Genomic DNA, 13,192 nt, shown 5'->3' on the forward strand with positions numbered 1-13,192 from the left:
TCCCGGAACATGAAAGCGTGATCTGATTCCAGCGAGTATATCTTCAAGGCAATCCCAAAAATCTCTCCAATTATTACCTCAAACAGTGCCAAGGCTGTGCCAATCAAGCCGATATGACGCGTCTACGAAATCGGACTTGACGCGCAAATATGATGGCAATAATATGTTATCCATCATATTTGTTAGACACGCCATGAATACCGGGACGAAACAGAATAAGCGCGAGCTTTCCCACCAGCGCATCCTCGACGCCGCCGCCCGCGCCGTGCGCCGCCACGGCTATGCCGGCGTCGGCGTGGCCGAGGTGATGAAGGAGGCCGGCCTGACCCACGGCGGCTTCTATGCCCACTTCAAGTCGCGCGACGCCCTGCTCGCCGCTGCGCTCGATCATGCCGGCGCGGGCAGCGCCAAGGCCCTTGCACGACGCATCGCAATCGGGCGCGAAGCAGGCGTGAGCCCCTTGCGCGCCCTGGTCGAAGGCTACCTGAGCGAAGCCCACGTGGCCGCCGCCGAGCTGGGCTGCCCGGTGGCCGCCCTCGGCTCCGACATGCACCGCCAGCAGGAAGACGTGCTGGCCGCCTCGCGCCGCCGTGTGCAGGGCCTGATTGCCAGCGTGCGCCAGGCGCTGCCGCCAGGCGCGCCCGAGGCGCAAGCGCAGGTGATCGCCAGCACCCTGGTCGGCACCCTGCAACTGGCGCGCACGCTCGGCGACGAGGCCGGCGGCCTGCTGCAAGCGTCGCGCGACACCCTGCTGGTGCAATACGACAAGGCGCCGGCCTGAGCTAAGCACACGTAGGGTGGGTTCTCGAACCCACCATCCATACGAGGAAACGCATCGATACACCGGTGAGTTCGAGAACCCACCCACCGTTTCATCCAAAAATATGATGACCATCATATTCAATTAACCTGAAAGAGGAACACCATGAAACTCGCAGATGCCACCGTCTTTATCACCGGCGCCAATCGTGGCCTCGGCCTCGCCTTTGCGCGCGCCGCCCTGGCAGCCGGCGCACGCAAGGTCTACGCCGCCGCGCGCGACCCGGGCAGCATCGCCCTGCCCGGCGTGGTGCCGATCGCGCTCGACGTCAACAATCCTTCGCAGGTTGCGGCTGCCGCGGCCGATTGCGGCGACGTCACCCTGGTCGTCAACAACGCCGGCATCGCCACCACCGGCGGCCTGCTCGACTCCGGCAGCATCGAGGCCACCCAGCGCATGATGGAGACCAACGTCTACGGCATGCTGCGCGTGAGCCAGGCCTTTGCCCCGGTGCTGGCCAGGAACGGCGGCGGCGCGCTGCTGACCGTGCTGTCGGTATCGAGCTGGCTCAGTGCGCCGGTACTGGCCGGCTATGCGGTCTCGAAAGCAGCCGCCTGGAGCGCGACCAACGGCCTGCGCAACGAGCTGCGCGCGCAGGGCACGCAGGTGCTCGGCCTGCACGTGGGCTTCATCGACACCGACCTCACCAAGGGCTTCGATGCACCCAAGCTGGCGCCGGATTTCGTGGTCGAGCGGGCCTACGCGGCGCTGGAGGCCGGCGCCAGCGAAATCGCGGTCGACGAATGGACGCAGGGGATCAAGCGCGGCCTCTCGAACGAACCGGGCATCTACACCGACTACGCACGCTGATCCTTTTCGGACAACCACCATGACCACTCCTTCCATTGCCCCGATCCCCTTGCGCACGAGCGCCCAGAAGGGCGCCTCGCCCTGGCCCATCTTCTGGATCGCCAGCATCGCCGTCTTCCTGGTCTCGCTCGACGCCACCCTGCTGTACGCCGCCTTCGGCCCGCTCGGGCGCAGCTTCCCGAGCGCCACGCCGGCCGACATGTCCTGGGTGCTGAACGCCTACACCATCGTCTACGCCGCCATGCTGGTGCCGGCCGGCGGCCTGGCCGATACCCACGGCCGCAAGCGCGTGTTCCTGATTGGCGTGACGCTGTTCCTGGCGGCGTCGGCCGCTTGCGGCATGGCCGACAGCGTCGCCTTGCTGATCGCGGCGCGCGTGGCGCAGGCGCTCGGCGCGGCGCTGCTGACGCCGGCCTCGCTGTCGATCATCCTCGACGCCTTTCCGAAGGAGAAGCGTGCGGTGGCGGTCAGCCTGTGGGGCGCGGTCGGCGGGCTGGCGGCTGCCGTGGGGCCGAGCCTGGGCACGACCGTCATCGAGCAGTTCGGCTGGCCGGCGGCCTTTTACCTGAACCTGCCGCTGGGCGCCGTGTCGCTGTGGTACGGGGCGGCGCGCCTGCGCGAGGCGGGCGGCGCGGCGAACCGGCAGCGGGTGGACGTGGTCGGCATGCTGCTGCTGATCGTGGCGGTGGGCGCGTTTGCGATGGCGATCACGCAGTCGGAATCGCCGCACTGGAGCCGGGTCGAGCTGACCGTGCTGGCCTTGCTGGGCGTGGCCGGGCTGGGCGCCTTCATCCTGTGGGCACGCACGGCCAGGGCGCCGCTGGTCGACCTGGCGCTGTTTGCGAACCGCAGCTACAGCCTGGTGAACCTGGCGACGCTGGCCTTCGGCACGGCGTTCGCGCTGATGTTCTTCTCCTACTTCGCCTATCTCACGAACGTGTGGCACTACAGCCTGCCGGCGGCCGGCCTGGCCGTCACCCCGGGGCCGCTGACGGTGGTGCCGACGGCCATCATCGCCGGCCGCATCGCGGGGCGCTACGGACACCGGCGCGTGCTGGTGCCGGGCGCGCTGGTCTACGCGTGCAGCAGCCTGTGGTTGTTCTCGATGGTGGGAAGCGAGCCGCATTACCTGACGCAGTGGCTGCCGGCGGTGCTGCTGAGCGGGACCGGCGTGGGCATGGTGCTGCCTTCGCTCGCCGGCGCCGCCGTGGCGGGCCTGCCGCCGGCGCAGTACGCGGTGGGCAGCGCGGTGAACCAGGCCACGCGCCAGCTGGGCGGCGCGCTGGGGGTGGCGATCGCGGTGGTACTGGTCGGGCACGCGGGTGTGGCGCGGGCGGACTTCGTGCCGCTGTATGTGCTGCACATGGGGCTGGCGCTGGTCACCTGCGCATTGTGCCTCGGCGTGCACACGCGCCGCAGCTAGGCGGCGCGCAGGACGGCGACCTGTCCGACGATGGGCACGCCGTTCTCGCTGCGCAGCGGAGACGACTCCAGCAGCACGACCTGGAATCCGTGCGCATCCGCAAGCCGGCGCAGGTAGCCGGCCGAATGCGCGTAGCGGTTCGAGGCCTGCAGCACGAAATCCTCGCCCTCGCAGGTTTCGGTGGAAAAACAGAACGCGCCGCCTGGCCGCAGCACGCGCTTCACTTCACCGAACACGGCGGCCAGGTCGCCAAAGTATACGAATACGTCGGCCGCCACGACCAGGTCGGCGCCTGCGCTTTCCTGCGCCAGGAAGGCGGCGATGTCGGCGCAGGCCAGCCGGTCGTACAGGCCGGTCGCGCGCGCCTTGTCGAGCATGCGCTCGGACAGGTCGACGCCGGCCAGCGAACGTGCGCGCGGCTTCAGGTAGGGCGCGCACAAGCCCGTGCCGCAGCCCAGGTCGAGCACGTCGCCGCCGGCGTCCACCCCGGCGCTGCGCAAGGCGGCATCGATGGCCGCCGGCGTGCGGTAGTCCAGCACCTCGGTCAGGTGCTGGTCGAAGTGGCCGGCATATTGGTCGAACAGCGCCTTCACGTACGCCTGCGGCGCGCGTTGCGGCGCCTTGCCGACGCCGAGTGCGGCCAGGGCGAAGTCGACCTGGCTCGTGTCGCCATCCTGTGCGTGCCGTATCCGGCGCGCGCACTGATAGGCCTCGATGGCTTCGGGCTGGCGCCCCAGGGCAAGCAGCGTCGCCGCGCGATGCTCGTGCGTGACGGCGTGTTCGGGCCGCACCGCCAGCGCGCGCTCGTAGCTGCGCAGCGCCTCGTCGAAACGGCGCAGCTTGTGCAGCGCCATGCCGCGGCCGGCGTGGGCCTCGGCCATCTTCGGGTCCACGGCCAGTGCGCGGTCGTACCCCTCGACCGCGTCGCGCAGGCGGCGCAGCAGGTACAGCGCATTGGCGCGCACGCACAGCGCCTGCGCGTAGCGTGGCTGGCTGGCCAGTGCCCGTTCGGCGCCCTCCAGCGCGGCCTGCGGCTGGCCCAGGTCGATCAAGGCCGCGGCGCGGTTGCAGGCCGCTTCCGGATACGGCAAACGCAGGGCCAGCGCGCGCTCGTAGCTGTCCACCGCTTCCTGCGCCCGTCCGAGCTTGCGCAGCGCGTTGCCGCGGTTGGCGAAGGCCATCGCATACGACGGGTTCAGGCGCAGCGCCTGGTCGTAGCTGGCCAGCGCCTCGGCGCTGCGGCCCAGGTCCTGCAAGGCCGCGCCCAGGTTGCAGTGCGCGGTCGCCTGGGACGGATTGATGGCGATGGCTTGCCCAATCAGGTCCAGCGCCAGCGCGGCCTCGCCCTGCTGGCGCGCAATTACGCCGAGCAGGTGCAGCGCGTCGAACTGATGCGGCGCCTCGGCCAGCACCGCGCGGTACATCTCCTGCGCCTGCGCCAGCCGGCCCGCCTGGTGGTGGGCGACGGCCTGCTGCAACAGCGCGGTGAGGTCCTGTTTTCCTGCCTGCTTCATTCCTGCCTCTCGAATCCGGGTCGGCGCAAGGATACCGCAAGCGCCTGCCATGCAGGGAAGCAGTCCGCTATCATTCCATCTTCACAACAATAAGAGACCCATCATGCGCCGCTGGACCAGCACACTCGCCTTCTTCGCCCTCGTTTTGATCGGTGCCGCTGCCCACGCGGCCGAACCGCGCACCCTCCTGCTCACCGCCGACCGCGTCTGGACCGGCGATGGCCAGGCCCGCGCCGGCTGGGCAGTGTTGGTCAGCGACGGCCGCATCAAGGTGGTCGGCCCGCTTGAGAAGATCGCCGTCCCGGTCGACGCTGAGCGCATCGCCCTGCCCGGCAAGACCTTGATCCCTGGCCTGATCGACCTGCACTCGCACGTGCTGCTCCACCCGTACAACGAAACCACCTGGGACGACCAGGTGATCAAGGAACAGGTCGAGTACCGCACCCTCCTCGCCGGCAAGCACGCGAAAGACACGCTGCAGGCCGGCTTCACCACCCTGCGCGACCTCGGCACCGAAGGCGCCAACTATGCCGACGTCGGCGTCAAGCGCGCCATCGAAGGGGGTGTGATCGACGGCCCGCGCCTGCTGATCGCGACGAAAGCCATCGTGGCCAGCTTCAGCTACGGCCCGGCCGAGCGCAGCTACCGTCCCGACATGGAGATCCCCTACGGCGCCCAGCCGGCCACCGGCGTCGATGAGGTGACGAAGGCGGTGCGCGAACAGGCCTCGCACGGCGCCGACTGGATCAAGTTCTACGCCGACTACCGCACCGGCGTCGACGGCAGCAGCCGCCCGACCTTTACCATCGAGGAGATGAAGGCGATGGTGGCTACGGCCCACGTCACCGGGCGCAAGGTGGCGGCGCACGCCAGTACCGACGAGGCGATCCGCATGGCGGTGCTGGCCGGCGTTGACACCATTGAGCATGGCTATGGCGCGAGCGAGGCGACGTTCAGGCTGATGAAGGAACGCGGCACGGCTTACATTCCGACCTTGACCGCGCCGGAAGCGATCGGCGAATACTTCCAGAAGCATGTGCGCGGCGGGGAGCCGACGCCGTCGATGAAGGAAGCGGCGCGCGCGTTCGCGCTGGCGCGCAAGCTGGGAGTCGTGATCGGGAATGGCAGCGATGTCGGCGTGTTCACGCACGGGACCAATGCGCGCGAGCTGGAATGGATGGTGCGGCTGGGGATGACGCCCACGGAGGCGCTGCGCGCGGCGACCTCGGTGGCCGGTGAGATTCTCGGCAAGGGCAAGGACCTGGGGCGGCTGGCGCCGGGGGCGCTGGCGGACGTGGTGGCGGTGGACGGCGATCCGACGGCGGATATCGCGGCCCTGCGCAAGGTGGGGTTCGTGATGAAGGGCGGGAAGGTCTACCGCAAGCCGTAGGGTGAGTTGTCGAACGAACCATGTACACGGCGAACATGTACGGATACGCGTGGTGGGTACAAGTACCCACCCTACATTGCTTATCGATACGCATATGCCCGACCGCGTGGACTCGGGAGTCCACCCTACGAGATACCGGTAGGGTGGGTTCTCGAACCCACCATTGCGCATGACGGCCATGCATGCGCACGCCCGGTGGTATAAGCACCCACCCACATTGGTGCAGCACCGCACCACCGTCTGTCATCCATTTTATTGATATCCGCCATCAACACTGCCATCAATAAACCATATGACGGTCATTCACCGACCTGCGGATATCCACAATATCCACGCCGGTGCGTTTTTGTGATGATCCTCTTCACCATCAACCTCTCGAGAAGAGTTGTCATGAAAAAGCCATTTTATAAAATCCTGTACGTACAGGTTCTGTTCGCCATCGTGCTGGGCGTCCTGCTGGGCGTGTTCCATCCCGAGCTCGGCGAGAAGATGAAGCCTTTGGGAGACGGCTTCATCAAACTGATCAAGATGATCATCGCACCGGTCATCTTCTGCACCGTGGTGGCGGGTATCGCCGGCATGCAGGACATGAAAAAAGTCGGCCGCGTCGGCGGCAAGGCCCTGCTCTACTTCGAAGTCGTGTCGACCTTCGCACTGGTGATCGGCCTGCTGGTGGCGAACATCGCCAAGCCGGGCGCCGGCTTCAACGTCGACGTCGCCCACCTCGATACCAAGGCCATCGCCCAGTACACCGAGAAAGCCTCGCACCAGAGCACGGTCGAGTTCATCATGAACATCATCCCGAACACCTTCGTCGATGCCTTCGCCAAGGGCGACATCCTGCAGGTGCTCTTGATCGCGATCCTGTTCGGCGTGGCCCTGTCGATGCTGGGTGAGCGCGGCCGTCCGATGACCAAGATCATCGACGACTTCTCGCACGTGATCTTCGGTGTCGTGAACATCGTCATGAAACTGGCCCCGATCGGCGCGTTCGGCGCGATGGCCTTCACCATCGGCAAATACGGCCTGGCCTCGCTGGTCCCGCTGGCAAAGCTGATGGGTTCGTTCTACCTGACCTGCGGCCTGTTCGTCGTCGTCGTGCTCGGCTTCATCGCCAAGATGACCGGCTTCTCGATCTTCAAGTTCATCGGCTACATCAAGGAAGAACTGCTGATCGTGCTCGGCACCAGCTCGTCGGAATCGGCCCTGCCGGCCCTGATGCGCAAGCTCGAAAAGCTGGGCTGCTCGAAGTCGGTGGTGGGCCTGGTGGTCCCGACCGGTTACTCGTTCAACCTGGACGGCACCAACATCTACATGACCATGGCCGCCCTGTTCGTTGCCCAGGCAACCAACACCGACCTGACGCTGACCCAGGAACTGACCATCCTCGCCGTGGCGATGCTGACCTCGAAAGGCGCATCGGGCATCACCGGCGCCGGCTTCATCACCCTGGCGGCAACGCTGGCCGTGGTCCCGACCATCCCGGTGGCCGGCATGGCGCTGATCCTCGGCATCGACCGCTTCATGAGCGAATGCCGCGCCCTGACCAACTTCGTCGGCAACGGCGTGGCCTCGGTGGTGGTGTCGAAGTGGGAAAAGGAACTCGACCACGACCGCATGAACGCCGTCCTGAACGGCACCTACGTCGAGCCGGCCGAGTCGATCGACCCGGTCACCGGCACCCCGACCCTGCAAAAGGCGGCCTGATTGCCCTCCGCAGTACAGGAAAACCGCGCTCCGGCGCGGTTTTTTTTCGTCCCTGCCCTATACCGTGAACTGCGCCGCCAGCCCCAGTGCGCGAAAACGTGCAGCGACGAAGTCGACGAACACGCGCGTCTTGGCCGGCAGCAGCTTGCGGCTCGAGTAGTACAGGAACAGCGGTCCCGCCTCCACGTACCAGTCGGGCAGGATGCGCACCAGCTCGCCGCTATCGAGCAGCGGCCGCGCATGCGGCGCCGGCAGCACCGCCACGCCCAGGCCGGCCGCCGCGGCGCGCGCCATCGCTTCGGGATCGTCGAACACTGCCACCGGCCGGAACTCGGCCGCCGCTTCCTGGCCGTCGGCCGTGCGCAGGGTCCAGCTTTGCAGGCGGCCGCTGCGGATCGAGCGGCGCGCGATGCCGTCGTGGCCGGCCAACTCGTCCGGATGGCTTGGGGCCGGATGCTGTGCGAGATACGCCGGCGCCGCCGCCACCAGCAGCCGCACCCGCGCCAGTTCGCGCGCCACTACGCCCTGGGTCAATTCGACGCCGCCACCGATGGCCACGTCGAAGCCCTCGGCAATCAAATCGACCTGGCGGTTCTCGAAGTGCAGGTCGGGCACGACGCCCGGATGCAGGCGGTGGAATTCCTCCAGCAGCGGCACGACGTGCATGCGCCCGACCGCCGGCGCCAACGCCACCTTCAACGGCCCGGATGGCTCGCCCGCGCCCTCGCGCACCACGTCGATTGCCTGGGCGATCCGGTGCCAGGCCGGTCCGACCTCGCGCAGGAACTGTTCGCCCTCCTCGGTCAGGCCGAGCTTGCGCGTGCTGCGCTGGAACAGGCGCACGCCCAGGCTCGCTTCCAGGCGCGCGACGTTCTTGCTGACCCCGGCTGGGCTGAGGCCGAGCCGGCGCGCCGCCGCGGAAAAGCTGCCGGCTTCGGCGCTGTGGATGAAGGAATCGAGGTGAGCAAAGGGGTCGATGTTCATCGGCGGCCTCGTTGGGAAAGCCTGGATTCTATACCCCAGGTTGAAACTGATCGCCCAGCAAGCTGTCTAGTTACAACTGGCGCTATCAACCATACTTGGTTTCCCGACCACCCACAGGAGCACGACATGAGCACCCCACTGCAGGACAAAATCGCTTTCATCAACGGCGGCTCGCGCGGCATCGGCGCCGCCATTGCCCGCCGCCTGGCGCATGACGGCGCCGTCGTCGCCCTCACCTACCGCGATTCCGCCGCCGCGGCCGAGGCGCTGGCCGCCGACATCGAGGCCGCCGGCGGACGCGCCCTGGCCCTGCGCTGCGACGCCGCCGACCCGGCCTCGCTGCGTGACGCCATCGACAGCGTCGCCGCGCAACTCGGCCGCATCGACATCCTTGTCAACAATGCCGGCGTCTTCCGCGCCGGCACCATCGACAGCGCGACGCTCGAGGATTTCGACTACACCGTCGGCATCAACGTGCGCTCGGTCTTCGCTGCCAGCCAGGCCGCGCTGCGCCACATGCCGCAGGGCGGGCGCATCGTCAACATCAGCAGCACGAATGCCTTGCGCATGCCGATGGCAGGCGCGGCGCTGTACGCGATGAGCAAGTCGGCGCTGACCGGCCTGGTGAAGGGACTCGCGCACGACCTGGCGCCGCGCGGCATCACGATCAACAACGTGCTGCCCGGCCCGGTGGACACCGACATGAACCCGGAAAACAACGACTTCGGCCAGTCGCTGCACAGCTTCATGGCGCTGCAGCGCCATGGCCGGCCCGAGGAAGTGGCGGGCATGGTGGCGTACCTGGCGAGTGCGGAAGCGGCTTTCGTCACCGGCGCCGACCTGCTGATCGACGGCGGATTCGCCGCCTGAGGCAATCCTGGCGGGCCGGGCGCGCCGCACGTGGAAATGCTAAGATCGATTGACTGAAACACAAGATCGACGTGTATCACACGAAAGGACACCGGCATGAGCAGCTCCACTACGGCGCACGACTTCGACGCAGCCATCGCCCTGGCAAGCATTGGCGACAACGAGGCGCAAGGCCAGACCCACCCCGCCTATGGCAACATGGTCGGCCCCTTCGGCGGCGTCATCGCCGCCACCCTGCTGAACGCGGTCATGCGCCACCCCGAGTTGCTGGGCGAACCGGTGTCGCAGACCGTCCACTTCGCCGCCCCGATCGCCGACGGCGCCTTCACGGTGCAGACGCGCGTGATGCGCACCAACCGCACCACCCAGCACTGGCATGTGGAGCTGATCCAGAACGGCGAGGTCGCCGCCTTTGCCACGGCGGTGACCGCCGTGCGCCGCGAAACCTGGTCCGCCCTCGATGCGCGCTTTCCCGAAGTGCCGCCGGCCAGCAGCATCGCACCTTCGCCGCACATCGCCCGCGCCGCCTGGACCGGCCGCTACGAAATGCGCTTCATCGACGGCGCACCCGGCGCGCCCGACACCCACAGCGACAGCTCGCAGTCGACCATGTGGATCCGCGACACGCCCGAGCGCCCGCTCGACTACCTGTCGCTGGCGGCCCTGTGCGATGCCTTTTATCCGCGCATCTTCGTGCGCCGCCCGAAGTGGGTGCCGATCGGGACCGTGGCGCTGACCACCTTCTTCCATGCCGATGCCGCCCAGCTGGCCGCGCAAGGCAGCGCGCCCCTGCTCGGCGTGGCGCGTGCCCAGCGCTTCGGGAATGGCTTCTTCGACCAGAGCGCGGAGATGTGGAACGAGCATGGCGAACTGCTGGCGACCAGCCACCAAGTGGTGTACTTCAAGGAATAAGCCGGCCGCGCCCTAGCAACATGGCCCCAAGGATTTTCCTGCAAACGATAACTTGCTGATATCATTTGCTGAATATTTCTGCGTGGAAATTCGGGCCCGACAGATGCCGGGGCCCTGCTTTCCGTTCGCCCCTTGGATCCTTGCCGGAGCATTCGTGCGCCTTCCTTTCTTGCCATCCGTTTTCCCACTCCTTTCCACCCCGATGCGCGCCGCCGCGATACTGGCCGCGCTGGCGAGCGCAGCCTTGATCACCGTGCCCGGCCCGGCGTATGCTGCCGAGCGCGTCTACCGCTGTACCGATAGCGACGGCAAGGTCAGCTTCCAGGGGCAGCCTTGCGCGGGCGCGCCGCCCTCCGCCCGCCAGCCGCAGCCGCAGCGTGTCTATGTGCCGGCCCCCGATCTGCCGTCCGCGTTTTCGGGCAGCCAGCCTGGAGCGGGCGCGTCCCTCCCCGCCGGGCCCACGCCGGAGATGAAAAACTGGGCCGCAGGGGCGGACGTTATCGTGGTCTCGGGCTATACCTCCTCGTCAAGCATGGTGCAGGTCGACGTCGCCCACACTGCGCGGCCGGTGCTGCTCGTCCTTACCGCCTACGAAAGCGCGGGCTGGAAGGTGGTGGCGGCGCCCGGAACGCGCATCAAGGCGGTGATCGCGGCTGTGTACAGTGGCCATGGCCGACCCGAGGTGTCGGCGCCGCCCGGTGTGCCAGTCCAGGTCGACCAGCTGCCCTATGCCTACGAAACCCAGAACGTCAAGTTCCGCGAACTGCTGAAGGCGCTGAACGCCCGGTACGGCGTCGAACGCGTGCTCGGCTTGCGCGGCGCCTACCACCTGCCGGGGCGGGTGACGGTGAGCGGCCCCTTCGCGTCCGATCCCGCCTTGTCGCTGGCGGGCGTGCGCCCCGAAGCGCCGGCGCTGCGCTTCGACTTCGACCTCGTCAGCGTCGACGGCCGGCGCCTGCCTTTCACGAACACCGGCCCCAGGGACGGCAAACGCTACACCGGCGTCATACGCGGCGGCACGCTGTCCGGACTGAGCGGCCCGGCGGCGGTGCGCGAAGACGGACGCGAAGCCTATTACCTCGAGGGCAACGGCGGCACCTTGGTCTGGGCGCCCGAAGGCATGGGCGGACGCAAGGAAAAAGTCCTGATACCGCCCGGCTTGCCGCCGCTGTCCTGGGGCGCGGGCCTCGCCTGGGACACGCGCAAAGGCGTGCTGGCCATCGTTTCGTTCGGCGGCGAAGGCTATTTCTACCGCTACGACACCCGGCGCCGCCAATGGATCGACGCGCGCTCGCTGCAGAACCGCGACCTGATGAGCCTTTCGCTGGATGCGAAAACCGGAGGCTACGTGGCCATTTCCCAGGCCGTCGAACTGGTGCGCTTCAATGAACGTGGCGAACTGGAAGACGTGCAGCCCCTGAAAGACCTGCTTTCCGACCTGGGCAGCACCTACGACCGGGGCAACCGGCGCCCCGAGGGCTTGTACGCCGTGGCCGACGGCGCTGCCTGCGCCGTGGTCAACGTGGGCAACGGTACCGTGACCCACATCTGGACCTACGACGAACGCACGCGCAAGGCGCAGTTGACCTACAAGGCCGAGTGAGGCGATCCGGGACCGGTCCGCTATAGGGAATAGCTTTAAGAACAATATATTGCTAGTATGTGGAGAATATAACTTCCACATACTGGCATGATCAAATTCTTCAAGAGTGCAGCGATCGGCCTGGCGCTCGTCTCCTCGCTCGCCCACGCCGCCCCCGAAGCCCCGCTGACACCCCAGCAGCGCAGCCAGGCCATCGCCGACATCGCCACTGCCTTTGAGCAGACCTACATCTTCCCCGAGGTCGGCAGCGCCATCGCGCGCGATTTGCTTGCGCGGCGCGCGCGCGGTGAATACGACCACATCGAAGCCTCGCGCGAGCTGGCCGCGCTGCTGAGCAAGCACATCGACGCCATCAGCCACGACAAGCACACTGAGGTCGCCTACATCGAGGAAGACCAGCTGGCCGTGGCGCCGCCGGCCGATCCGGCCACGGTGCGCCAACGGGCCGCGGCCCGGCGCGCCAGGGCCAAGGCCGCCAACTACGGCTTCGCCGCGCCGCAGCGCCTGGACGGCAACATCGCCCTGGTCCGCTTCGACAGCTTTTATCCGCCCGCCGAGGCCGCGCCCTTCGTGCACGCGCTGATGAGCGACCTGGCCGATACCGACGCCCTGGTCCTCGACCTGCGCGAAAACGGCGGCGGCGCGGCCCAGCTCATCCCGGTGCTGGCCAGCTACCTGTTCGACGAGCAGCCGGTCCATCTCTACGACACGCTCGACCGCCGCCTCGGCACCCGCAGCGAAGCCTGGACCGCCCCGGCATTGACCGGCGCCCGCTTCGGCGGCAAGAAGCCGGTCTATATCCTGACGAGCGCCGGCACCATCTCGGCCGCCGAGAACCTGGCCTATACCCTGCAAAAACTGGGCCGCGCCACCGTGGTCGGCGAGCGCACCGCCGGCGCGGCGCACGGCTCCTACGGCAAGCCGGTCAGCAGCCACCTGGTGCCGATGGTGGCCAGCCGCCGCATCATCCACGCAGTCACGAAAAGCGACTGGGACCGTAGCGGCGTGCTGCCCGACATCCAGGCGCCGGCCGGGGAAGCGCTGGCCGTTGCGCTGGCGCGGGCCAGGGCCGGCATCGCCAGGGCCGCGCCTTGAAGCGCGCACGGGTCCGGCGCATCGTATCGTGCGCCGGCTGGTAGCCCCTCCCGCCTTGGTGTAA

The 13,192-nt window shown here is 67.6% G+C and carries 11 protein-coding genes; 9 read left to right on the forward strand and 2 right to left on the reverse strand.

The genetic code is table 11. From position 1 onward, the window contains the following. Positions 1-193 precede the first annotated feature (193 nt). The 3 genes from LK540_RS07905 to LK540_RS07915 all read left to right on the forward strand — a co-directional run bounded on the left by LK540_RS07905 (position 194) and on the right by LK540_RS07915 (position 3,053). Positions 194-781 carry a TetR/AcrR family transcriptional regulator gene (locus LK540_RS07905; protein WP_229436626.1) on the forward strand — a complete coding sequence of 196 codons (588 nt, stop codon included), beginning with the start codon at positions 194-196 and terminating at the stop codon, positions 779-781. A 144-nt stretch (positions 782-925) separates the two neighbouring features. After that, on the forward strand, positions 926-1,630 hold the full coding sequence (locus LK540_RS07910) for an SDR family oxidoreductase (protein WP_229436627.1): 705 nt from the start codon (positions 926-928) through the stop codon (positions 1,628-1,630). Between the two features lie 19 nt (positions 1,631-1,649). Beyond that, positions 1,650-3,053 (forward strand): MFS transporter, encoded by a 1,404-nt coding sequence (locus LK540_RS07915; RefSeq protein ID WP_229436628.1) that lies wholly within the window; start codon positions 1,650-1,652, stop codon positions 3,051-3,053. Here the strand turns inward: LK540_RS07915 and LK540_RS07920 are convergent. Beyond that, positions 3,050-4,567 carry a tetratricopeptide repeat protein gene (locus tag LK540_RS07920; protein ID WP_229436629.1) on the reverse strand — a complete coding sequence of 506 codons (1,518 nt, stop codon included), beginning with the start codon at positions 4,565-4,567 and terminating at the stop codon, positions 3,050-3,052. The two genes, LK540_RS07915 and LK540_RS07920, sit on opposite strands and share 4 nt — an antisense overlap. A gap of 103 nt (positions 4,568-4,670) precedes the next feature. Between LK540_RS07920 and LK540_RS07925 the strand changes: the two genes are divergently transcribed. Together LK540_RS07925 and LK540_RS07930 are read left to right on the forward strand one after the other, a co-directional pair. Continuing rightward, positions 4,671-5,957, forward strand: a complete 1,287-nt coding sequence (locus tag LK540_RS07925) for an amidohydrolase family protein (RefSeq protein ID WP_229436630.1) — start codon at positions 4,671-4,673, stop codon at positions 5,955-5,957. 390 nt (positions 5,958-6,347) lie between these two features. Beyond that, positions 6,348-7,664, forward strand: coding sequence for a dicarboxylate/amino acid:cation symporter (locus tag LK540_RS07930; RefSeq protein ID WP_229436631.1), 1,317 nt, complete (start codon positions 6,348-6,350; stop codon positions 7,662-7,664). 57 nt (positions 7,665-7,721) lie between these two features. Here LK540_RS07930 and LK540_RS07935 read toward each other — a convergent pair whose 3' ends face one another. Continuing rightward, complete coding sequence (locus LK540_RS07935; protein ID WP_229436632.1) at positions 7,722-8,648, reverse strand: LysR family transcriptional regulator; 927 nt, start codon at positions 8,646-8,648, stop codon at positions 7,722-7,724. A gap of 126 nt (positions 8,649-8,774) precedes the next feature. Here LK540_RS07935 and LK540_RS07940 point away from each other — a divergent pair, with 126 nt between their 5' ends. The 4 genes from LK540_RS07940 to LK540_RS07955 all read left to right on the forward strand — a co-directional run bounded on the left by LK540_RS07940 (position 8,775) and on the right by LK540_RS07955 (position 13,128). After that, positions 8,775-9,518, forward strand: a complete 744-nt coding sequence (locus LK540_RS07940; RefSeq protein ID WP_229436633.1) for an SDR family oxidoreductase — start codon at positions 8,775-8,777, stop codon at positions 9,516-9,518. 96 nt (positions 9,519-9,614) lie between these two features. Further along, positions 9,615-10,430: an acyl-CoA thioesterase II gene (locus LK540_RS07945; protein WP_229436634.1), complete on the forward strand. Its 816-nt coding sequence runs from the start codon at positions 9,615-9,617 to the stop codon at positions 10,428-10,430. 154 nt (positions 10,431-10,584) lie between these two features. Then, positions 10,585-12,033 (forward strand): hypothetical protein, encoded by a 1,449-nt coding sequence (locus LK540_RS07950; RefSeq protein ID WP_229436635.1) that lies wholly within the window; start codon positions 10,585-10,587, stop codon positions 12,031-12,033. A gap of 87 nt (positions 12,034-12,120) precedes the next feature. Next, complete coding sequence (locus tag LK540_RS07955) at positions 12,121-13,128, forward strand: S41 family peptidase (protein WP_229436636.1); 1,008 nt, start codon at positions 12,121-12,123, stop codon at positions 13,126-13,128. Positions 13,129-13,192: the final 64 nt, after the last annotated feature.

Source organism: Massilia sp. IC2-278 (genome assembly GCF_020708045.1).
Classification (GTDB): domain Bacteria; phylum Pseudomonadota; class Gammaproteobacteria; order Burkholderiales; family Burkholderiaceae_D; genus Telluria.